Genomic DNA, 23,588 nt, shown 5'->3' with positions numbered 1-23,588 from the left:
TTCATCCTCGCCGCAATACATTGAAGACATGATATCGATCAATCATTCATCTGCTGGTTAAAAAATAGCAGATAAAGCATGTTCAACACAGGCTCGCAAACGTTTGCTTAGCCTGATAGAATTGCGCCGAAATTATTCTGTTAACGCTAGTAAATGCGTGGGGACCTAAGCAGTGACCGAAAAAACCTCTCTTAGCTATAAAGATGCCGGTGTTGATATCGACGCAGGTAATGCTCTGGTTGATCGAATCAAAGGCGTAGTAAAGAAAACGCGCCGCCCGGAAGTCATGGGTGGTCTGGGCGGTTTCGGTGCGCTGTGCGCTTTGCCGCAAAAATATCGTGAACCGGTTTTGGTTTCCGGCACTGATGGCGTTGGCACCAAGCTGCGTCTGGCGATGGATTTACAGCGTCATGACACTATTGGTATCGACCTGGTAGCGATGTGCGTCAACGATCTGGTGGTACAGGGTGCTGAACCTCTGTTTTTCCTTGATTACTACGCGACCGGCAAACTGGATGTTGATACCGCATCTTCCGTTATTAGCGGTATCGCGGAAGGCTGCCTGCAATCTGGTTGTGCTCTGGTTGGTGGTGAAACCGCAGAAATGCCAGGTATGTACCACGGCGAAGATTATGACGTTGCCGGTTTCTGCGTTGGAGTGGTGGAAAAATCAGAAATTATCGACGGTACGAAAGTAACCGATGGCGATGTACTGATTGCTCTTGGTTCCAGCGGTCCGCACTCCAATGGTTATTCGTTGGTGCGCAAAATACTCGAAGTCAGTGGTTGCGATCCACAAACCACGCAGCTCGCTGGTAAACCATTAGCAGACCACCTGCTGGCACCGACTCGCATCTATGTGAAATCGGTACTGGAATTGATCGACAAGGTTGATGTTCATGCTATTGCTCACCTGACGGGGGGTGGCTTCTGGGAAAATATTCCTCGCGTACTGCCAGAAAATACTCAGGCAGTAATTGATGAATCCTCCTGGCAGTGGCCGGAAGTGTTTAACTGGCTGCAAACTGCGGGTAACGTCAGCCGCCACGAAATGTATCGCACCTTTAACTGTGGCGTCGGCATGATCATCGCTCTGCCAGAAGCGGAAGTCGAAAACGCCCTCGCCCTGCTCAATGCCAACGGTGAAAAGGCCTGGAAAATTGGGGTGATTAAAGCCTCTGATGCCGAACAACGTGTGGTTATTGCTTGATGAATATTGTGGTGCTTATTTCCGGCAACGGAAGCAATTTGCAGGCAATCATCGATGCCTGCAAAGTCAATAAAATCAAAGGCACCGTACGGGCAGTCTTCAGCAATAAGGCCGACGCGTTCGGCCTTGAACGTGCCAGGGAAGCGGGTATCCCAACGCATGTATTGTCAGCGAATGATTTTGCTAACCGCGACGCTTTTGACAAGCAACTTATTGCTGAGATTGACAACTACACGCCCGATGTTGTGGTGCTGGCGGGTTTTATGCGTATTTTAAGCCCGACATTTGTGGAGCATTACGCAGAAAAGTTGCTGAATATTCATCCCTCTTTGCTACCTAAATATCCAGGGCTTCATACCCATCGCCAGGCTCTGGAAAATGGTGATAAAGAGCATGGAACATCCGTGCATTTTGTCACAGATGAACTGGACGGTGGCCCGGTAATATTACAGGCCAGAGTGCCGGTGTTTGCAGGTGATACTGAAGATGATGTGACGGCTCGTGTGCAAACGCAGGAACATGCCATTTATCCTCTGGTCATTAGTTGGTTTGTTGATGGTCGGTTGAAAATGCGCGATAACGCCGCCTGGCTGGATGGTAAACGTCTGCCTCCTCAAGGCTATGCGGCTGACGAATAACTATTTTTTTCTGTTCCTCACGGTTCTGCTTGCGTGAGGAACGCTCTTCCCCGCCGTGTTCTCTACGTCATTTAACAGCATTTAAAATCGGTTCTCCACCGACTTTAACCATACTTGTCTGACACTGTTGGACATCTGGTCAATATGCTCGTCATAATAACCCGGCAGTTTCCCGTGAATAAAACGGAGTAAAAGAGGTAATGGGTCAGGAAAAGCTATACATCGAGAAAGAGCTCAGTTGGTTAGCGTTTAATGAACGCGTGCTCCAGGAAGCAGCGGATAAATCCAATCCGCTGATTGAAAGGATGCGTTTCCTGGGGATCTATTCCAATAACCTTGATGAGTTCTATAAAGTCCGCTTCGCCGAACTGAAGCGCCGTATCATTATTAGCGAAGAACAAGGTTCGAACTCACATTCTCGCCATCTGTTAGGTAAAATCCAGTCCCGCGTTTTGAAGGCCGATCAGGAATTTGACGGCCTGTACAACGAGCTACTACTTGAGATGGCACGTAATCAAATTTTCCTGATTAATGAACGGCAACTGTCGGTTAATCAACAAATTTGGCTGCGTCATTACTTTAAGCAGTACCTTCGCCAACACATTACCCCGATTTTAATTAACCGTGAAACGGACCTGGTGCAGTTCCTGAAAGATGACTACACCTATCTGGCGGTGGAAATTATCCGTGGAGATTCCATTCGTTATGCACTCCTGGAAATACCTTCAGATAAAGTGCCACGCTTTGTGAATCTGCCCCCGGAAGCTCCGCGTCGTCGCAAGCCAATGATTTTGCTGGACAATATTCTCCGTTACTGCCTGGATGATATCTTCAAAGGCTTTTTTGATTATGACGCCTTAAATGCCTATTCCATGAAGATGACTCGTGATGCCGAGTACGACCTGGTGCACGAAATGGAATCCAGTCTGATGGAGTTGATGTCGTCCAGCCTGAAACAGCGCCTGACGGCTGAACCTGTGCGGTTTGTTTATCAACGTGATATGCCCGACGCATTAGTCGAAGTGCTGCGCGAGAAATTAACCATTTCTCGTTATGACTCTATTGTTCCTGGCGGACGTTATCATAACTTTAAAGACTTTATTAATTTCCCCAATGTTGGCAAAGCGAATCTGGTAAATAAGCCGCTGCCGCGGTTGCGCCATATCTGGTTTGATAAAGATAAATTCCGTAACGGTTTCGATGCTATCCGCGAACGTGACGTGCTGCTCTATTATCCTTATCACACCTTTGAACATGTGCTGGAATTGCTGCGTCAGGCCTCTTTCGATCCCAGTGTACTGGCAATCAAAATCAATATTTATCGCGTAGCGAAAGACTCTCGCATCATTGATTCAATGATCCATGCCGCTCACAACGGTAAAAAAGTCACCGTGGTGGTTGAATTACAGGCCCGTTTTGATGAAGAAGCCAATATTCACTGGGCAAAGCGCCTGACAGAAGCTGGCGTACATGTGATTTTCTCTGCACCTGGGCTAAAAATACACGCCAAGCTGTTCCTGATTTCGCGTAAAGAAGGCGATGAAGTTGTGCGTTACGCCCATATCGGTACGGGTAACTTCAACGAAAAAACCGCGCGCCTGTATACCGATTACTCGTTACTGACCGCCGACGCTCGTATCACCAATGAAGTACGCCGGGTGTTTAACTTTATTGAGAATCCCTATCGTCCGGTAACCTTCGATTATCTGATGGTTTCACCGCAAAACTCACGTCGGTTACTGTATGACATGATCGACCGGGAAATTGCCAATGCTCAACAGGGCTTACCCTCTGGTATTACCCTGAAACTGAACAACCTGGTAGACAAAGGACTGGTAGACAGACTTTATGCGGCATCCGGTTCCGGTGTGCAGGTCAATTTGTTAGTACGTGGTATGTGTTCACTGATCCCTCACCTTGAGGGCATCAGCGATAACATTCGGGCTATCAGCATTGTTGACCGATATCTGGAACATGACCGGGTCTATATTTTTGAAAACGGCGGCGACAAGCAGGTCTGGCTCTCCTCTGCGGACTGGATGACGCGCAATATTGATTATCGTATTGAGGTGGCAACTCCGATTCTGGACCCACGCCTGAAGCAGCGTGTTCTGGATATCATTGATATTTTGTTTAGCGACACAGTAAAAGCACGTTTTATCGATAAAGAGCTGAGTAACCGCTATGTGCCACGCGGCAATCGCCGCAAAGTTCAGGCACAACTGGCGATTTACGATTATATCAAATCACTTGAACAACCCGACTAACCCTATGCCAATACATGATAAATCACCACGACCGCAGGAATTTGCCGCTGTCGACCTGGGATCAAACAGTTTTCATATGGTCATTGCCCGTGTGGTCGATGGCGCAATGCAAATTATTGGTCGCCTGAAACAGCGCGTCCACCTGGCTGATGGTCTTGGTGAAGATAACATGCTCAGCGAAGAAGCGATGGAGCGTGGTTTAAATTGCTTGTCACTGTTTGCTGAACGTTTGCAAGGTTTTTCTCCCTCCAGCGTTTGTATTGTGGGAACACATACATTACGTCAGGCGCAGAATGCGACCATTTTTTTGAAGCGAGCGGAGAAAGTCATCCCCTACCCAATTGAGATCATCTCCGGCAACGAAGAGGCGCGTCTGATTTTTATGGGTGTGGAACACACACAACCAGAAAAAGGCCGCAAGCTGGTGATTGATATCGGAGGTGGGTCGACAGAACTGGTCATCGGCGAAGACTTCGAACCGATTCTGGTTGAAAGCCGTCGTATGGGCTGTGTGAGTTTTGCACAACTCTATTTTCCTGGCGGCGTCATTAATAAAGAGAATTTTCAGCGGGCGCGAATGGCTGCAGTGCAAAAGCTGGAGAATCTCACCTGGCAATTCCGCATTCAAGGCTGGAATGTAGCGCTTGGTGCCTCGGGAACGATTAAAGCTGCCCATGAAGTGCTTATCGAAATGGGCGAGGACGATGGGATCATCACCCAGGAACGGCTCGACAAATTGGTGAAAGAAGTCCTGAAGCACCGCAACTTTGCCGCCTTGAGTTTGCCTGGATTATCTGAAGAGCGTAAGGCGGTATTTGTACCTGGCCTGGCGATACTTTGTGGGGTGTTTGATGCGTTAGCCATTCGCGAATTGCGACTTTCTGACGGAGCCCTGCGCGAAGGTGTGTTGTACGAAATGGAAGGCCGATTTCGTCATCAGGATGTGCGCAGCCGCACCGCCAGTAGCCTGGCGAATCAGTACCATATCGACAGCGATCAAGCCCGCCGTGTTCTTGATACCACTATGCATATGTATGAGCAGTGGCAATCACAGCAACCTAAGCTTGCACATCCGCAACTTGAAGCGTTGTTACGCTGGGCAGCTATGCTCCATGAAGTTGGCCTGAATATTAACCACAGCGGTTTGCATCGCCATTCAGCTTATATCTTGCAAAACAGCGATTTACCTGGGTTTAATCAGGAACAACAAATGATGATGGCAACCCTTGTGCGCTATCATCGAAAAGCGATTAAGCTCGACGATCTTCCCCGGTTTACCTTATTTAAGAAGAAACAGTATTTACCGCTAATTCAGCTACTGCGCCTTGGTGTGTTGCTGAATAATCAGCGTCAGGCGACGACCACTCCGCCTACACTGACACTAATTACAGATGACAACCACTGGACATTACGCTTTCCCCACGACTGGTTTAGTCAGAATGCGCTGGTATTGTTGGATCTGGAAAAAGAGCAAGAGTACTGGAGTTCAGTCACTGGCTGGCGACTTAAGATTGAAGAAGAAGGTATATCTAAATAATGTGCGTTACAGCATAAGAGATACAAGTGGCCCGATTTCACATCGGGCCAGCCTTATTACGCGTTTTGATTCATTGATTGACGCATTTCTTTAGCTGCTCATTCTGCGCAACAATTTCGTTTAGCGGTTTCGCCTCACCAAAGAAATTACCCTGAAAATAATCGATTCCCAGCGACAATGCCGCCTGATGGATCTCTTCATTTTCTACATATTCAGCAACCACCTGCATTTTTTTCATTCGTGCAAGATGGCAGATCGATGCCACAATCTGGTAATCGAGGCTGTTAGAGACAATATTACGGATAAAACTACCATCAATTTTCATAATATCGGCATTCACGTTTTTCAGCCGTGCGTAACTGGCATAACCTGTACCGAAATCATCAATGGCTATTCGACAGCCTAGTTCCTGCAACTGTAATAAGGTGTTTTGCGCCTGTTCCATATTTGTCAGTGCATTACTTTCGGTAACCTCGAAAATAAGCTGCCATGCTTCGATTTGGTATTTGGTCAACAAATGCCTGACCTCTTCCGGTAAACGCTGGCGACACACAGATGTTGGAGATAAGTTAATCGCATAGCGCTGCGCCGGGATCTTCTCCCGGTTTACGGCCATAAACTGCAGAGTATGTTCAATCACCCATAGATCAATTGCGGAAGACAAACCGAACTCGTGGGCAACTGGAAGGAAAATATCCGGATTGATCCTGCCGTTAGCGTCATCTTCCATACGCAGCAAAATTTCGTGATAAACATCCCCCCGCACACCAACAATCGGCTGCGCCATCAGGCAAAAACGGTCATGCTCAAGCGCCTGTTGCAGACGGTTCATCATCGCTACTTTATCTTTCAGGTCTCTTTGTACATGCATCGCGCCGCGACGTTGCATACTTTCTGGCGCATTTGTCGCGATAGAGAGCTCTGCGACAGTACTTAATTCACCAAGTAATAAATAGATATGGTTAACTGGCGAACGTACATAACAATAACTGATACCGATTTGTGGCTGGAGTGGCATTCCGTCCCACATAAAGCGGAAATTTTTCAGGTGCTTATCTATCGCTTCAATACGCTCCTGGTGGCCTTCTGTATTCAGACGTAATGCGAGATCATTACCCGACAACTGGTAAACATATTCATCTTTCTCCAGCATCGGTGCGAGCCAGTGGGAAATATTCTGCTTGTACTGAATACGCAACATGATGCCGTAGTTTTTTACTAACATTTCCATGCCAGGTACGCGCAAGTAACAAATAACCGACCAGGGAGCACTCGCCAAAGTGCGATTAAGGGAACGAATATTGGGCAAATGGACTACAGGATCGAAATAAGCCAGGCGGCGAATGCGGTTTACCACCGCCCGCTGCCGGGTAGCAAGTACTGCCATGTAATTAATAATAAAAGAAAATACCAGATAGCTCGAAGAAGTAATCGCCAACTGAACATCGTATCCTGCATACCACGGCATATAACTTTTGTGATTATGAATACCGATAATCAGAACCGCCGCCCATATCAGTGAGATCAATCGGTAGCCATAACGCATCGCTCCCCACAACATCACCGGTAGAAGCAGCGATAAGGTGTAATTGGTGCTGAAAATTGAACTGCGGGTATTCAATGGCATACAGAGCAAAGTCATCAATGCAGTCAATACCATTAACCACAAGACAAATTCCTTTTTGCTGACCTTTCTGTCAACCTGTTGTTTTAGCTGAGAATAATAGCCAAATATATGCAATGGGTTACGTAAAATACGAATAATAACGTAGCAAAGTGGAACACCGACCAGATTGCCCACCAGCAGTGACTGAAAATTTATTAATGTACTAATATTAAAAGGCATTATGCCAATCTGGCTGGAGCGACTGCCATACAATCCGACAAAAGAAGCAAACTGGAAAAGCAACAAAAACAAGACTGCCGGGCAAAAAACCTGCCAGAAAAGCCGCTGAAAGAGAAGTTGCGCATTGCCATGTGAAATGTGACTCCGGCGGGGAACAAACACCCGATATCCGCCCCAACTTAGCACAATAATGAGCACAAAATTGGCTGATATAGTCAGTGTTTCATATAAGCCAACATCATGATATTTACGCAAAAATATCGATAATATGATGCCTGGCAATGCACCCCAACCAAAAAATAACATCAGGCTAATCATTAATGCCAAAGGCAAGTAAAAGAGTGTTACGTTACCAGAACTAATATGAGTGTAACTATTTGCGCTAGCTAATAAAGGAAGTAAAAAACACGGAAGAATAAGCGGAAGTGCCCACCATTTATCTCGGAATTTTATATATTTGGCATTCAGTTTCATAGATGCTCAGTAGAAACCCCTCTCCCCTGAGGGTGTTTACAGACAGGCATCCCACCTGACTTAAGATTATAGTAATGATAAACATCACAAATGAGGTGACAATTTTAGTGCTCACTCTGAAGCATCAATTGATATATATCAAATTATTTGGTCACCATTAATCATTTATTACGTTTATTTTTTGCTGTTATCAATAACTCATTATTAATGCAAATAATATTCTATTTCTCATAACATTTACGAATGAAAGCGCTGACATATTTTTACAATCGTAAGAATTGACCATTTCTGAGCAGTATGCCTTAATGTAAGTATCGCCCATTTTTTGGGGTTTAACCGAAGGAACCCGTTGTGAGCCAGCCCACCAGTTTACGAAAACGACATCGATTTAACAGTCGCATGACCCGTATCGTACTGCTTATCAGCTTTATCTTCTTCTTTGGTCGCTTCATCTACTCTTCCGTCGGCGCCTGGCATCATCATCAGGACAAAAAGGAAGCACAACAATCCACTCTCTCCAGCAGTTCCCATACTCAACGCTAACGTGTTTATTACCTTGCGATAACTTCTAAACAGCATAACGTCTGATGCTGATATTTTCCTGTCTGTATTTGCAGTTAACCTTAGATGATGTGGGTATATATGTAATATACACTGAATCATATAAAGATTAGTTAATTAGGAAAAATTTATACATTAAATGTATATAATAAATCATATATTATTCATCATTACATTCACCAAAAATATAATTATTAATTTTCTTTTCTTGTTTCTACGCACTCGATTTACTTTTTAATTGCGATGATCTTAAATAGGCTGTTTTCTCAATACACACAACAAGGAATAGTGATGAATTTTAAAAAATGTTTATTACCTGTAGCAATTATGGCTTCTATTGCTCTTACCGGGTGTCAGTCAAATGCCGATGAACATGCGGCCGATGTCTATCAGACCGATCAGTTAAACTCTAAACAAGAGACTAAGACGGTTAATATTATTTCCGTTCTGCCAGCAAAAGTTGCGGTGGATAATACGAAAAATAAACAAGCTGCACAGACGTTCGGTGCGGTATTGGGTGCTGTCGCTGGCGGCGTAGCTGGCCACAACGTCGGTTCTCGTAGCACACTGAACACCACCACAGGCGCTGTTGCTGGCGGTGCAGCTGGTGCGGCGGCAGGTTCCATGGTTGATGACAAAGTGTTAGTTGAAGGTGTTTCCTTAACCTATAAAGAAGGCAAAAAAGTATATACCTCAACTCAGGTAGGGAAACAGTGCCAGTTCACCACTGGTTTGGCGGTGGTCATCTCTACCGCTTACAATGAAACCCGCATTCAGCCAAACGCGCAATGCCCTGAGAAGAAATAATATCAGGGGGGTGTCATGAAGAAAATTTTGCTATGCGCCATTCTATCTACGCTTAGTAGCACTGTTTTTGCCGCTTCATTACAGGATCAACTTTCTGCTGTCGCAGAAGCTGAACAGCAAGGTAAAAATGAAGCGAAAAAAGAGCATGACGAATGGGTAGCGCAACGCAACAGGGAGATCCAGCAAGAGAAGCAACGGCGTGCTAACGCCCAGGCAGCAGCGAATAAAAAAGCTGCTGCTGCGGCAGCAGAACGCCAGGCTCGTCAGGACAAACTGGATGCTGAAGCAAGCAAAGATAAAAAACGTGATCAAGGCTATGAAGATGAACTTCGAAGCTTAGAGATCCAGAAACAAAAACTGGCTCTGGCAAGGGAAGAAGCGCGAGTTAAACGCGAGAACGAATTCATCGATCAAGAGCTCAAACGTTCAGCTGCGCATACCGACGTTGTGCAGTCGGAAGCTGATGCAAATCGAAACATGTCCGAGGGCGGTCGCGATTTACTCAAAAGCGTAGGCAAAGCAGAAGAGAACAAAGCCGAGAAGTCAGATAGCTGGTTTAATTAAACTTTTGCGATGTATGATTAAGTCAAGCCCAAACTGCCTGCAGTTTGGGCTTTTTCATTAAAAAAACAGATTCCTGTACTCGATTTAAATAAGGTCAATCTTGATATGAGCTCAAAATCTGACGCCATAATAACTGAAAGTGACATTCCACCATTGGTATGGCCAGAATTTACGGATATTTTTGCACGTATTAACTGGTGGCGCGCCTGTGCCCTTGCCTGGAGTGTAGAGTGGAACCGACTCTCACCCATTACCCCTGTTCTCGCCAGTGAAATTGATGCGCTCGAACAAAGGTTGGGGTGTACCATTCCCCTATTACTTCGCACATATCATGAACACATTGGCGCTCTTGATCTGGTGGAAACGCTTTGCAGTGTGCAACCGGCACCTTACGCGGCAATTGAACCATTAATCGACGCGTACCCAGGGATTACAGATCTTCTGGAAGATCTTTCTGATAGTGATGAACAGAGGAATCTTGTCGACCAACTTATCGCTTTTGGTGACTATTTAGGGAATGGCAATTTGTGGTGTTTTCACCGGGTAACAGGCGAAGTCTGGTACTTTGATCACGACTGTCCACCGATGCTGACACAAATGTTTAGTGATGTTGGTCAGTATCTCGACCTGGTCATGTTTAAATGTCTGCTCACAGTGCATGGTGAGGAAGATAACGAAGAAATGTTACGCGAGAAATTAGGTGAAGCGTTGGTGGAAAAATGGATGTATTAAGTCAGAGTAGTATCTTAATTAGATGTGAAGAATATTTAATGATGGCACTTATCCTTGTGCCATGATCATTAATCAATTATCGGGAAATCATTCCCACTCAATAGTTGCTGGCGGCTTGCCGCTGATGTCATACACCACGCGGGAAATACCGTTCACTTCATTGATAATGCGGTTGGAAACGCGACCGAGGAAATCGTACGGCAGATGCGCCCAATGTGCGGTCATAAAGTCGATGGTTTCGACAGCACGCAGAGAGACAACCCAGTCATACTTACGGCCATCGCCCATTACACCAACGGAACGTACTGGCAGGAAGACGGTGAACGCCTGGCTGACTTTGTCGTACAGGTCCGCTTTACGCAGTTCTTCAATAAAGATGGCGTCAGCACGGCGCAGCAGATCACAGTACTCTTTCTTCACTTCACCCAGAACACGAACGCCGAGGCCTGGTCCCGGGAACGGGTGACGGTACAGCATGTCGTACGGCAGGCCCAGCTCCAGACCAATCTTACGCACTTCGTCTTTGAACAGCTCTTTCAGCGGTTCAACCAGGCCCATCTTCATCTCTTTCGGCAGGCCGCCCACGTTGTGGTGAGATTTGATGACGTGCGCTTTACCGGTTGCAGATGCGGCAGATTCGATAACATCAGGGTAGATAGTACCCTGCGCCAGCCACTTCACATCTTCCAGTTTCAGCGCTTCTTCATCGAATACTTCAACGAAAACGCGACCGATGATTTTACGTTTTGCTTCCGGATCGTTTTCACCAGCCAGCGCTGACAAGAAGCGATCTTCTGCCGGAACGTGAACAATGTTCAGACCAAAGTGATCGCCAAACATATCCAGAACCTGCTCTGCTTCATTGAGACGCAGCAGGCCGTTGTCGACGAATACGCAAGTCAGGTTTTTGCCGATTGCGCGGTGCAGCAGCATTGCGGTTACGGAGGAATCCACGCCACCAGAGAGGCCAAGGATCACTTTATCGTCGCCTACCTGCTCGCGGATACGGGCTACAGCATCGTCGATAATTTTCGCTGGCGTCCACAGGGCTTCACACTGGCAGATATCACGCACAAAACGCTCCAGCATGCGCATACCCTGGCGAGTGTGAGTCACTTCCGGGTGGAACTGTACGCCATAGAAGCGTTTTTCTTCGTTAGCCATGATGGCGAACGGGCAGCTTTCGGTGCTGGCTACGGTGATGAAGTCGGACGGGATAGCGGTAACTTTATCGCCGTGGCTCATCCAGACATCGAGCAGAGGTTTCCCGTCTGCTGTCAGAGCATCTTCGATACCGCGAACCAGTGCGCTGTCGTTTACGACTTCAACCTGCGCATAGCCAAATTCACGTTCGTTAGAGGCTTCAACATGACCGCCCAACTGCATTGCCATGGTCTGCATGCCATAGCAAATGCCGAATACCGGTACGCCTGCTTCAAAGACATACTGCGGCGCACGCGGGCTGTTTTCTTCGGTGGTGCTTTCCGGGCCGCCGGAAAGAATAATGCCGCTTGGATTGAAGTCACGAATTTGTGCTTCTGTCACATCCCACGCCCACAGTTCGCAGTAAACACCCAGTTCACGCACGCGGCGCGCAACCAGTTGGGTGTACTGAGAACCGAAGTCCAGAATGAGGATGCGATGCTTATGAATGTTTTCCGTCATTGACGCTTATTCCGAGGCAAGTGAAACAGATAATATAAATCGCCCGACATGAAGTCGGGCGAAGAGAATCAGGAGCCCAGACGGTAGTTCGGGGACTCTTTAGTAATGGTCACGTCGTGAACGTGGCTTTCCTGAATGCCCGCACCGCTGATACGTACAAACTCCGCTTTAGTACGCAGTTCGTCGATAGTACCACAGCCGGTCAGGCCCATACAGGAGCGCAGGCCGCCCATCTGCTGGTGAATGATCTCTTTCAGGCGACCTTTATAGGCTACGCGACCTTCGATACCTTCCGGCACCAGTTTGTCGGCAGCGTTGTCGCTCTGGAAGTAACGGTCAGAAGAACCTTTGGACATCGCGCCCAGAGAGCCCATCCCACGGTAAGACTTGTAAGAACGGCCCTGGTAGAGCTCGATTTCACCTGGGGATTCTTCAGTACCCGCCAGCATGGAACCTACCATCACCGCGCTTGCACCAGCAGCGATAGCTTTGGCGATATCGCCAGAGAAACGAATACCACCGTCAGCGATAACCGGAATCCCGGTGCCTTCCAGGGCTTCTACTGCGTCAGCAACGGCGGTGATCTGCGGAACACCGACGCCAGTAACAATGCGGGTAGTACAAATAGAACCAGGGCCGATACCCACTTTAACGGCACTGCAACCGGCTTCTGCCAGCGCGCGGGCACCTGCAGCTGTTGCCACGTTGCCGCCGATGATTTGCAGGTCAGGATATTTAGCGCGAGTTTCACGGATACGCTGCAGAACACCTTCAGAGTGACCGTGAGAGGAGTCGATCAGCAGAACGTCAACGCCTGCGGCAACCAGCGCATCAACACGCTCTTCGTTACCAGCGCCCGCGCCAACCGCTGCACCTACACGCAGACGGCCTTGTTCGTCTTTACACGCGTTCGGTTTACGTTCCGCTTTCTGGAAGTCCTTCACAGTGATCATGCCGATCAGGTGGAATTCATCATCAACCACCAGCGCTTTTTCAACGCGTTTTTCGTGCATTTTTGCCAGCACCACTTCACGGGCTTCGCCTTCACGCACTGTTACCAGACGCTCTTTCGGCGTCATGTAAACGCTAACCGGCTGGTTCAAATCGGTAACAAAACGCACGTCACGACCGGTGATGATGCCGACCAGTTCGTTTTCTTCGGTAACTACCGGATAGCCTGCAAAACCGTTACGCTCGGTCAGTTCTTTCACTTCGCGCAGCGTCGTGGTTGGTAGAACAGTCTGCGGATCGGTTACCACGCCAGATTCGTGTTTTTTCACGCGGCGAACTTCTTCAGCCTGGCGTTCAATGGACATGTTTTTGTGGATAAAACCGATACCGCCTTCCTGAGCCAGGGCGATAGCCAGGCGCGCTTCCGTTACGGTATCCATTGCTGCGGAGAGCATAGGGATATTCAGACGAATAGTTTTCGTCAGCTGGGTGCTGAGGTCAGCAGTATTCGGCAGAACGGTAGAATGAGCAGGAACGAGGAGAACGTCGTCAAACGTCAGAGCTTCTTTAGCGATACGTAGCATGGGCAATATCTCGACCAGAGTGGTTAATAAATATTGCCGCGGCATTATACAGAGCGTAACCGATTGCATCTACCCCTTTTTGCAAAAAATGCTTGCTATCCCCGGAGGGCGGGTTACTATCGACTGAATAACCTGCTGATTTAGAATTTGATCTCGCTCACATGTTACCTTCTCAATCCCCTGCAATTTTTACCGTTAGCCGCCTGAATCAAACGGTTCGTCTGCTGCTTGAGCATGAGATGGGGCAGGTGTGGATCAGTGGCGAAATCTCTAATTTCACACAACCGGCTTCCGGTCACTGGTACTTTACGCTTAAAGACGATAACGCCCAGGTGCGCTGCGCGATGTTCCGCAACAGCAATCGCCGGGTGACCTTTCGCCCGCAGCATGGGCAACAGGTTTTAGTTCGTGCCAACATTACACTGTATGAACCGCGCGGCGATTATCAGATTATCGTCGAAAGTATGCAGCCCGCTGGTGAAGGTTTGCTGCAACAGAAGTACGAACAGCTTAAAGCGAAGTTGCAGGCTGAAGGTTTGTTCGATCAGCAACTTAAAAAAACACTCCCCTCCCCTGCGCACTGCGTGGGTGTCATCACCTCAAAAACGGGCGCCGCACTGCACGATATTTTGCACGTGTTAAAGCGTCGCGATCCTTCCCTGCCAGTGATTATTTACCCCACAGCCGTTCAGGGCGATGACGCACCAGGGCAAATCGTTCGTGCCATTGAGCTGGCGAATCTTCGCAACGAATGTGACGTATTGATCGTCGGGCGTGGCGGTGGTTCGCTGGAAGATTTATGGAGTTTTAACGACGAACGCGTGGCGCGGGGGATTTTTGCCAGCCGCATTCCGGTAGTCAGCGCTGTCGGGCATGAAACCGATGTGACCATTGCCGATTTTGTTGCCGATTTACGCGCACCAACACCGTCAGCCGCCGCCGAAGTGGTGAGCCGCAATCAGCAAGAGTTACTGCGTCAGGTGCAGTCTGCGCAGCAACGGCTGGAAATGGCGATGGATTACTACCTCGCCAACCGCACGCGACGTTTTACGCAGATCCATCACCGCTTGCAGCAGCAGCATCCACAGCTCCGGCTGGCGCGTCAGCAAACCACCCTTGAGCGTCTGCAAAAGCGGATGAGCTTTGCGTTGGAGAATCAGCTTAAACGCGCCGGTCAGCAACAGCAGCGATTAACACTGCGGCTGAATCAGCAAAACCCGCAACCGAAGATTCATCGCGCACAAACGCGGGTTCAGCAACTGGAATATCGTTTAGCGGAAAACTTGCGCGCGCAGCTTAGCGCTATGCGCGAACGCTTTGGTAACACAGTGACGCACCTCGAAGCGGTGAGTCCACTGTCCACACTGGCACGCGGTTATAGCGTTACCAGCGCTGCTGATGGCGCGGTGCTGAAACAGGTTAAGCAGGTGAAAGTGGGTGAGACACTGACCACTCGCCTGGGCGATGGCGTAGTGATCAGTGAAGTGAGTGCTGTGACGAAAAGCCGCAAGCCGCGCAAAAAAAACTAATTACTCTATACGTATCTGTCTTTCGGGCACGGCGATATTTAAAGCTGGATAACCTTACCTGAAGCATGTAGCAAACCCGGATGTTTTCGCAGGCTGAATACCACAGTTTAGCGTGCCAGCCCCTTCTTCAATACCACAGTAAAACGACCCGGCCTTATCAGTAGATAAATATGGGAAGCTTATCGAGGAAGGCCACCCCAGCGAGCTAAAGCCAGAATGCAATGTCTGTAATTCTGCGGTGGTTGGCGCGTTATTCATACTGTCGCACTGCTGTGCAATATCCCATTTATTAGCATCTATAACATGTGCCAGCGCCCAGGTTTCATTATTCACATTTGGTGTACCTGCCGCTGTAGCCCCTGACGGCAACTCTGATTTCAATAGTGGGCGATGTAACGTCTTGCCACTTACAGTGGCGGTATCCGCCATATGTCCCCAGAAATAAGCCGTGGCAACATTCGGACTGGTCGGCACGGTGAAAATGGTATCCAGCATAGCGGTTATCGCGGCGTTATTGGTCAGCGTCACCGTCAACGGCGTTTTATATCCAGGTGTATTATCCTGACGAACGGTAAAACTTGCCGTACCGTCTGCCCCTGTCACACCGTCAACCGTATTCCCACTGTCAGTCAGCGTTACCACCGTCCCGCTGACAGGTTGTACCGTCATATCATCCATCGCCGCAACATCACCATACAACGTCGCTCCGCTGTTACGCGGCATGGCATCACCACGTTTTAAGGTGAAAGCGACATTCGGTACCGGCTTCCCGGCGCTGTCTTTTACGGTAACAACGAGGGGCACGGCTTCACCTTTTTTTACCTTCGCCGCCTGCGTACTGACATCCATCGCCGTCGATGTCAGCGTGACGCTGGAGACGGTCGCGCGGGGATTGACCAGACATCCCTGATACCCCGTACTCGCCGTCGACGACTCAAAACCATTATTCAGACTGACAACCAGGGCATTCCCCTGCTTGTTATCCAGTGCCCACCATGCATACTTCGTAGACCAGCCGATTTGAGTCGTCAGCGTGTTCCCCGGATAGCGCGCGTAGAGCGATAATAAATCATCGCTCAATGGCCGACGTGCCGCTTCACAAGGACTGAGGCTGCTATCTTCCCTTTGCGTTGCCTTAAACAACGGCCACACTTCATTGTTATCCGTCACCTGACTGACTCCGGCGCTCGACGGCAGCTCTTTCAACAATTTAGGCCGTTCAAAGACCACGCCGTTTTCCGCCGTTACTGTATCCGGCATATGGCCCCAGTAGGTCGCCATTGCGGAATCCGGGCTGGTGACCACGGTAAAGATCGCATCAAGGACGCTGGTAGTTGCGACATCTCGCGCCAGTATAGCGGTGAAGGAGATGGCCAGGCCGATGGTCTCAGGCTGTTCAACATTGAAAGTGGCCGTACCATCACTGCCGGTGAAACCTTGCCATTGCGTATCGTGTGCGGCCAGAGAAAACTCCGCCGACACAGGTGTCAATTCTGTCAACGTCATTCCATTTGCCGCCGTGTTCACTCCTGTTCCTGAACGACTCATCGCTGAACCACGCCTGAGCGTCACGGCCTCTCCCGCCAGCGGGTTGCCATCACGATCTTTGACCGTCACCACAATTGGCAGTGGGTTACCTTTTTTCACTGATGCGCTGGGTCGCCCGCCATTACTGAGGGTTCTGGCGTTATCCATTGCGGATGACGTCAACATTACGCTGACGCCTGCAGGATGCGGCTTCGTCAGGCAAAGCATCAGCGCGTTGTTTGCTGAGCTCTTCGCGATATCTCCTGCGCTCAGACTGACCGTCTGATACTGCCACGTATATAAATCCGGCATGACCATATCATAAGCCCACCACTTGCCTGCATATATCGGCAGCCCCAGGTCAGTCTTTATCGCGCCGTTGGGATGATCATTATACAAATCCAACAATTCATTACTGCGCGGTTGATTCTCCAGCGGACAATCTGTCGATGTTAAATTTTGAACGTTGCTCATATACGACCACACTTCACCATTGCCGTTAGTGCTAATCGATGACCCTGAAGTCGCTTCGGCTTTCAGCAGCGGTCGTCTGAAGGTGACACCTGCCGAACTGGTAAAGGTGTCCGGCATGTGCCCCCAGAATTTCGCACTCGGTGAGTCCGGGCTGGTTATCACCGTGTAGATAACATCCAGCGTGGCGGTTTTGGTTGTATCGCGCGCCAGCGTGACGGTTATCGGTGTCGCCAGACCGGTCGTGGCATTCTGGCTCACTTCAAAGGTGGCTGTGCCATCACTGCCCGTTGTTCTGAGCACTTTTGCCCCATTTGCCGTCAGCCCAGCGTCACTGTTCGCGGGTATCAATGACTTCACGGTAAGATCGTCCGCACTCGAGTTAACGGTTGCTTTCGAGCGATCCAGCGTCGTTCCACGCGTGAGGGTAAAGTCGGCGTAGGGTACCGGATTCCCGGCGCTATCACGTACGGTCACCGTCAGCGGAATCGTCTCCCCTTTCTTCGCTACGGCGCTCGGTCGACCACCATTGCTGGCCGTTTTTGCCGCATCCTGTGCTGTTGAAGTGATCTCTATCATCGCCGGAACGGTATGCGGTTCCACCAGGCACATCACTACCGCCGTATAACTGGACGGTGCCTGAACTGTCTGACCATTAACGAGTGAAAACGCCTGGTTGCTCCAGCTACTGCCAGAAACCGTCATCATGTCGTAGGCCCACATATACCCGGCGGAAGTCGGCAAGCCGAGCACCGTGCCCAACTGGTTGTTAGGGTAATCCGCATACAACCCCTGCATATCAGTCGTCAGCGGTTGATAACTCTCATCACATCCAGCCTTGCTGGCATCCATTTTCTCCGTTGCTGTCAGACGCGACCAGACTTCATTATTGGTCGTTACCGCCGTACCACCAGAAAGTTCAGCTTTGAGGAAAGGCCGTTTGAAGGTGACGCCTTCGCTGCTGGTAAAGGTTTCCGCCATATGCCCCCAGTAGGCCGCCAGTGGTGTATCCGGGCTGGTGACGACGGTGAAGATTACAGGCAAGGTGTTCGACGACACGCCGGTATCGTTCAACAGGGTATAAAAGTCGGTTTTGAGTCCGGTGGACGCATCCTGTCGGAGTGTTATCGTGGTGGTTCCGTCTGGCCCGGTCACGCCATACACGGTGGCCGATGCATTGGTATCAACTGTACTGGCCGCTGCGGGTGTCACCGAAACAGTCTGCATCGTCACTAATGCATTCTGGCGATTGAAAGAACTGCTGCGCTTCAGTGTAAACGGCGTATTACCCACCGGGTTTCCTTGCGCATCTTTGGTCGTGACGCGGATAACAACCTCATCGCCTTTTTTCACCTTAATGGCGCTCAGGGTATCGTCAACCTTAACAAATTGCGTGGCGTCCGCAGGCTCCAGAGAAACCTGGCTGGCAACAACCGCAGGCGTTGTGCGACAGGTTTGTAATGCCAGCACGGTGGTCACGATTTGAGAAACCGCGCCGGAATTCAGTTGCACCACATTGTAATAACGGTTACTTAATTGCGTATCACTCGGTGTATTGGTGAGATAACTGGTTGCTACCGGCCATCCCTGCACTGTCCCCATCGCATTACCACTATTGGCACTGTACAAGGACCTCAGGCCATCCAGTGTCGGCATATACTCTGCACCACATCCATCCATATCGGTGTTATTTGACTGAACCACACTGAATCTTGCCCAATCTTCGCCATTCTCAAAAGTGCTATAGCGTGCATAGTTATTGGTAAGTTCTTTAAACAGTAATGGTCGCTTATACGTCATGCCATCAGAGGCCGTTACCGTTTCAGGCATGTGCCCCCAAAAATTCGCTTTAGGAGAATCTGGACTGGTTACCACGGTAAAGACCACCGGGAGGGTCGCCTGAACGCTGCTGACGCCATCCAGTGATGCCGTGAGATCTGTTCTTAACCCGGTACTGTTATCCTGTTTCAGCGTAAAGGTTGTCGACCCGTCAGCCCCCGTCACGCCATAGATCATTTCGGTTGTTGCCTGAAAATTACTCCGCGTGTTTCCCCAGGCATCGGTTACGGTCAGCGCACCTACACTCGCTGTCGCTGATGTATACCTCCGGTTTATGCTGGTGGCACGTTTCAGAATAAACGCCGCATTGCCAACCGGGTTACCTTGCGCATCTTTCGTGGTGACGCGCACTACCGACTCTTCGCCTTTTTTGGCTTTAACCACACTCAGTGTATCGTCAACATAAACCAGGGCCGCAGGATCTGCCGCTTCCAGTAGAATCTGGCTCACCGTGGTGACCGGCGTGGTTTGACAGGTCAGTAGATCCAGTGTCGACGTTGACACCATGGCACTGGTGCCATTACCGAGATCCACCGCTTTGTAGTTACGCTGTTCCATGCCAGTGTTGTCGGGCGTGCTGGATAAATAACGCGTGACTACCGGCCAGCCCTGGACGGTTTTGATGGTATTGCCAGCGTGATTATCAAACAACGACAACAACCCTGCCTGAGTGGGAACATAGCTAGTGCCGCAGCCGTTACTGGTTGAGTTCGCCTGGGTTTGGGTAAACAGCGCCCAGTTTTCATTGTCTTCGAATATTGCTGTTCGCCCGGTCTGACTTGACAGTTCCTTTATCAGCAATGGGCGTTTAAAAACGGTACCATCTGCCGCCATTAAGGTTTCCGGCATATGGCCCCACATTTTCGCTTTGCTACTATCCGGGCTGGTGACCACAGTAAAGATCGTATCCAGGCTGTCTTTTTTTGTTGCATCGGAATACAACGTCGCCGTCAGCGCCGTTTTGGTGCCGTGAGTATCCGGGCGGGTAATATTGAGGATTTTGCTGCCGTCGCTGCCGGTCATGGCAGTATAAAATCCCGCGGTGTCGTTCAACGTCGTTTCATCCGCCAGCCCGCTGTTAATCACCACCGGTGCCACCAGCGCATCGCCACTACCGGCAATATGTTTTTCGCCCGTGCGGGTATAACCGTCTCCGCGACTGAGTTTAAATGGCATATCCGTGAGCGGATTACCCTGCGCATCTTTTACCGTTACCTTAACCCGTAGCGTTTCGCCTTTTTTCAGCTTCGCCGCGTTATTTCCGGCAGCCCACTGTGCGTTATCAACCACATCCAGCGTAATGCTGCTGGCAGGTTTGTTCGCCGTCGTCAGGCAACTGACGTAAACCGGCGTATCGCCGCCGATAGCCTGTGCGCCGTTATCCAGGGCAATGGTGTAATAGTGCGGCGTTACATCCGCGGGGGAACTGCTCCAGTAGGGCTGACGCTGCGTCGGCCAGCCGTGTGTGGTTTGCACCGCATTGCCGTTATTAGCGTCATAGAGCGCACTGAGCTGTGAGCGACGCGGCAGCATATTGGCTCCGCAACCGCCTTTACTGGTAATGGCCGTACTGGCCTGGCTAACGCGCGCCCAGACTTCGTTTTTTTCCGTTAATGTGCCATCCGGACTGGTGATTTCTGCTGCCAGCTTAGGCCGGGTAAAGGTTAATGAATCAACGGTAATCGTTTCATCCATATGGCCCCACATCTGCGCCCCACTAACATCCGGGCTGGTTGGGGTGGTAAAAATAACATTGTAATTAATGGCATTTGGTAGATGGGAATTGACCGGCGTAATGCTCAGCACGGTTCTTAACCCCACCCCCTGGGGTTGCTCTATTTCGACCGTTGCCACGCCTTGTGCATCTGTCGTACCTGTGTAGACCATCGACGGCTGTGATGTGCCGTATTGCGTGCCATTCATCGTGATTGCGCCGCTACTCGGGTCATCAAACCCGCTCACCTGCCCCGCTCGGTTATACCCCATGCCTTTAGTGATGGTGAAGGCTGTAAAGGGAACCGGAGTATTATTGAGCGCGTTAATCGTACGCACGGTCATCACGATGGTGTCTCCCACTTTGGCCTGTGCTTTGCTGCCAGGGGTGATATCGTGATCGGTACTGACTTCAACGTTCGCGACCATCTCATTGCCCGAACAGGAGAGATAATTTCGCTTAAAGCCGGAGTAGCTGTCGACGCTCCCGTTCGCCAGATTCACCGATGAATGCGTGGCTTGCTCCGCCGCGCTTAAGTAGCTCTGTTGGGCGGTGGGCCAGCCATATTCCGTGCCGATGGCGTTGCCTGGATGGGCGGTAAATAAGCCTTCCAGCGAACTCTGCCGGGGTATATGGCCCACACCGCATTCTGCCTGCATACTGGTGTCTTGATCGAACAGCGCCCAGTCTTCGTTATTTTCCCGCACCGTTCCCAGTTCATGCTCAGTTTCATCCGCCAGTAATGGGCGTTTGAACAGGCTGCCAGATTCAACAATGCCGCGCATATGGCCCCACATCCGCGCTTTGTCGCTGTCCGGGCTGGTGATCACAGTAAAAATCACGTCTTTGGCATCTGTAGCCGTAAAATTGCTGCGCATTTTCGCCGTGATATGGGTTTTCACGCCTGCGCCGTCGGGTTGGCTCAGGGTTAGTGAAGCCTGACCGTTGACATCGGTTATACCTTCATAGGTGTGCGCATCAACCTGTTGCAAATTCGAACCACCAGTAATCTGCACCGGATGGGCTTCCCAGGCGGAATCGGTTTGATTCTTGCGGTTAACACCGTCATCCAGGTGCAGCGAGAAGTAGTAGTACGCCAGTGGTTGATCGTTATTTTTATTGTCGGTGATCATCAGACGCATCGAGGCGTCTTCGCCCACCTTCGCTTTCATCGCCTGTGCCGCATCATCATAGTTTTCGGGCGTAAGGACGATTTTCGGTTCGACATCAGGCGCGGGTTTATCCACGCAGCTCACAAGAAACGGGGTGCTATCCGGCTTTTGCGTTTCACCACGGTTAGAGACATCCGCCGCATGGTGCTGCCCGGTGGTGCCCGCCAGCGATGACCAGTAATAATCCCCCTGCATCGGCCAGCCAAGGACTGTCTGCACCGATGTGGGGATAACGGTCGCCAGCGCGCCGAAGTGGCGCATGCCGGGCAGCACGGTGCAATGGCTATCTGCGCCGCTCCAGGTGAAAGTGGACCAGGTTTCGTTATGATCGACAACCGTGGCGCTTTCGTTGCTGACTTCTGCCGCCAGCTTTGGTCGACTGAAGGTGTAACCGTGCGCCTCTACCGTCTCCGCCATATGGCCCCACATTGTAGCCTGCGCCACGTCCGGGCTGGTGAGCACCGTAAAAATCACCGCGGTTTCGCTGGTTTGCGCAATGCCGGAAATGCTGACCACCAGTGGCGTTTTGACGCCAGGGCCGTACGGTTGGCTCACCGTGATGGTTGCCGTGCCGTTGGCATCAGAAGTGCCATGGTATTCGGTAGCCGTCGTCGTTAACTCGGTGCTATCCAGTACCACTGGCGCACTATTATTCACTGCCCCCTGGCGATTTTCAGCATCTTTACGTTTGATAATAAACGGAATATTACCCGCGACGTTGCCCTGACAATCTTTAGTGGTGACGGTGAGCGTGATGGTGTCGCCAACGGTGGTTTTTGCCGCCGCGATCGTTTCGTTAAAACCACTGGCGCTCACCGAGATTAAATCGCCCTGCGCGGGCGCGATGTTCAGGGTCACTTTCTGGTCCACCAGCGCCACCGTCCCCGCATAGGGATACCCGGTCGAGGTCAGCAGGTAGAGCAGTGGGAGGGTTTGCTGCGCATCAATCTGTGGCCAGGCCACCAGCGAGCGTCCGGCCAGCCCCTGAGCACAAAAGCTACGGTTGGCAATAGGTTGTGGGTTAAGGGGCACATCGGGCGTGACGGCATCGGCCCACACCAGGCTGACGGTAGGGGGTGTTTGATTTTCCCAGCGCAGCGCAGGTGGTGTGGAAAACTGGTCGCCTTCATTGTCCTGAGGATTAGCAACAATCAGGTTAGCGGCGTCATCGTCAACGCTAAATTCATTCGGTTTAGCAGAAAACCCGACATCATGAGATTCAGCAGGATTAAGCTGAACACTGCCCTGATAGACGGGAACGCTGGCACTATCGGCAAAAGGAACGGTTCCGTTAAACTCGCCTGTAGAATCAGGATATGTCTGCCATTCCACCCCTGCCCGTGCAAAGTCAGACAGCATAAAAGCTGCCAACATGCCCAGAAGCATAATGATTTTTCCTGGTTTCAGACATACCGACATGTAGAAAACTCCAGCATGATAAACAAAACATCAACCTGTTTTGCTTAACGCGTCGCTAAGCAAAACAGGCGGAAAACAGCA

Annotated in this window: 13 protein-coding genes; 9 read left to right on the top strand and 4 right to left on the bottom strand. The window is 50.2% G+C overall.

The genetic code is table 11. The features are described from left to right. Nucleotides 1–172 precede the first annotated feature (172 nt). From purM to ppx, 4 genes are all read left to right on the top strand, one after another. Nucleotides 173–1,210 carry a phosphoribosylformylglycinamidine cyclo-ligase gene (gene purM / locus EFER_RS03495; RefSeq protein ID WP_000137079.1) on the top strand — a complete coding sequence of 346 codons (1,038 nt, stop codon included), beginning with the start codon at nt 173–175 and terminating at the stop codon, nt 1,208–1,210. Beyond that, nucleotides 1,210–1,848 (top strand): phosphoribosylglycinamide formyltransferase, encoded by a 639-nt coding sequence (purN, locus tag EFER_RS03490; RefSeq protein WP_001028631.1) that lies wholly within the window; start codon nt 1,210–1,212, stop codon nt 1,846–1,848. The genes purM and purN overlap by 1 nt, the downstream gene beginning before the upstream one ends. Before the next feature lie 200 nt (nt 1,849–2,048). Continuing rightward, on the top strand, nt 2,049–4,115 hold the full coding sequence (ppk1, locus tag EFER_RS03485; RefSeq protein WP_000529550.1) for a polyphosphate kinase 1: 2,067 nt from the start codon (nt 2,049–2,051) through the stop codon (nt 4,113–4,115). Nucleotides 4,116–4,119: 4 nt separating this feature from the next. Then, the gene (ppx, locus tag EFER_RS03480) at nt 4,120–5,652 is read left to right on the top strand and encodes an exopolyphosphatase (RefSeq protein WP_001121343.1); all 1,533 of its coding nucleotides are present in this window, start codon (nt 4,120–4,122) and stop codon (nt 5,650–5,652) included. 70 nt (nt 5,653–5,722) lie between these two features. On the opposite strand, the gene EFER_RS03475 is transcribed toward ppx, so the two are convergent. After that, nucleotides 5,723–7,972, bottom strand: a complete 2,250-nt coding sequence (locus EFER_RS03475) for a bifunctional diguanylate cyclase/phosphodiesterase (protein WP_000772602.1) — start codon at nt 7,970–7,972, stop codon at nt 5,723–5,725. A gap of 351 nt (nt 7,973–8,323) precedes the next feature. On the opposite strand from EFER_RS03475, the gene EFER_RS03470 reads away from it, so the two are divergent. The 4 genes from EFER_RS03470 to EFER_RS03455 all read left to right on the top strand — a co-directional run bounded on the left by EFER_RS03470 (nt 8,324) and on the right by EFER_RS03455 (nt 10,636). Continuing rightward, nucleotides 8,324–8,515 carry a YfgG family protein gene (locus EFER_RS03470; RefSeq protein ID WP_000082274.1) on the top strand — a complete coding sequence of 64 codons (192 nt, stop codon included), beginning with the start codon at nt 8,324–8,326 and terminating at the stop codon, nt 8,513–8,515. A gap of 306 nt (nt 8,516–8,821) precedes the next feature. Beyond that, on the top strand, nt 8,822–9,340 hold the full coding sequence (locus EFER_RS03465; protein ID WP_072271629.1) for an outer membrane lipoprotein: 519 nt from the start codon (nt 8,822–8,824) through the stop codon (nt 9,338–9,340). Between the two features lie 15 nt (nt 9,341–9,355). Beyond that, nucleotides 9,356–9,904: a DUF5384 family protein gene (locus EFER_RS03460; RefSeq protein WP_000722175.1), complete on the top strand. Its 549-nt coding sequence runs from the start codon at nt 9,356–9,358 to the stop codon at nt 9,902–9,904. Nucleotides 9,905–10,009: 105 nt separating this feature from the next. After that, entirely contained in the window at nt 10,010–10,636 is a 627-nt protein-coding gene (locus EFER_RS03455; protein ID WP_000095793.1) for an SMI1/KNR4 family protein, read from the top strand. 87 nt (nt 10,637–10,723) lie between these two features. On the opposite strand, the gene guaA is transcribed toward EFER_RS03455, so the two are convergent. Further along, entirely contained in the window at nt 10,724–12,301 is a 1,578-nt protein-coding gene (gene guaA / locus EFER_RS03450) for a glutamine-hydrolyzing GMP synthase (RefSeq protein WP_000138262.1), read from the bottom strand. Nucleotides 12,302–12,369: 68 nt separating this feature from the next. Further along, a complete protein-coding gene (gene guaB, locus EFER_RS03445) occupies nt 12,370–13,836 on the bottom strand; it encodes an IMP dehydrogenase (protein WP_001299507.1) in 1,467 nt (488 codons plus the stop codon). Between the two features lie 161 nt (nt 13,837–13,997). Between guaB and xseA the strand changes: the two genes are divergently transcribed. After that, nucleotides 13,998–15,365, top strand: coding sequence for an exodeoxyribonuclease VII large subunit (gene xseA / locus EFER_RS03440; protein ID WP_000937872.1), 1,368 nt, complete (start codon nt 13,998–14,000; stop codon nt 15,363–15,365). A gap of 54 nt (nt 15,366–15,419) precedes the next feature. Here the strand turns inward: xseA and EFER_RS03435 are convergent, their stop codons facing one another. Next, complete coding sequence (locus EFER_RS03435) at nt 15,420–23,507, bottom strand: adhesion domain-containing protein (protein ID WP_000109685.1); 8,088 nt, start codon at nt 23,505–23,507, stop codon at nt 15,420–15,422. Nucleotides 23,508–23,588 lie beyond the last annotated feature (81 nt).

The organism is Escherichia fergusonii ATCC 35469 (genome assembly GCF_000026225.1).
Taxonomy (GTDB): domain Bacteria; phylum Pseudomonadota; class Gammaproteobacteria; order Enterobacterales; family Enterobacteriaceae; genus Escherichia; species Escherichia fergusonii.
Note: the sequence above shows the minus strand (reverse complement) of the source record. Positions and strands in the feature narration are given on the sequence as shown.

Excerpts from the sequence above, each read along its gene's own strand:
- purN (WP_001028631.1), top strand. The coding sequence starts at position 1,210 with ATGAATATTGTGGTGCTTATTTCCGGCAACGGAAGCAATTTGCAGGCA.
- ppk1 (WP_000529550.1), top strand. The coding sequence starts at position 2,049 with ATGGGTCAGGAAAAGCTATACATCGAGAAAGAGCTCAGTTGGTTAGCG.
- ppx (WP_001121343.1), top strand. The coding sequence starts at position 4,120 with ATGCCAATACATGATAAATCACCACGACCGCAGGAATTTGCCGCTGTC.
- EFER_RS03475 (WP_000772602.1), bottom strand. The coding sequence starts at position 7,972 with ATGAAACTGAATGCCAAATATATAAAATTCCGAGATAAATGGTGGGCA.
- EFER_RS03460 (WP_000722175.1), top strand. The coding sequence starts at position 9,356 with ATGAAGAAAATTTTGCTATGCGCCATTCTATCTACGCTTAGTAGCACT.
- EFER_RS03455 (WP_000095793.1), top strand. The coding sequence starts at position 10,010 with ATGAGCTCAAAATCTGACGCCATAATAACTGAAAGTGACATTCCACCA.
- guaA (WP_000138262.1), bottom strand. The coding sequence starts at position 12,301 with ATGACGGAAAACATTCATAAGCATCGCATCCTCATTCTGGACTTCGGT.
- guaB (WP_001299507.1), bottom strand. The coding sequence starts at position 13,836 with ATGCTACGTATCGCTAAAGAAGCTCTGACGTTTGACGACGTTCTCCTC.
- xseA (WP_000937872.1), top strand. The coding sequence starts at position 13,998 with ATGTTACCTTCTCAATCCCCTGCAATTTTTACCGTTAGCCGCCTGAAT.
- EFER_RS03435 (WP_000109685.1), bottom strand. The coding sequence starts at position 23,507 with ATGTCGGTATGTCTGAAACCAGGAAAAATCATTATGCTTCTGGGCATG.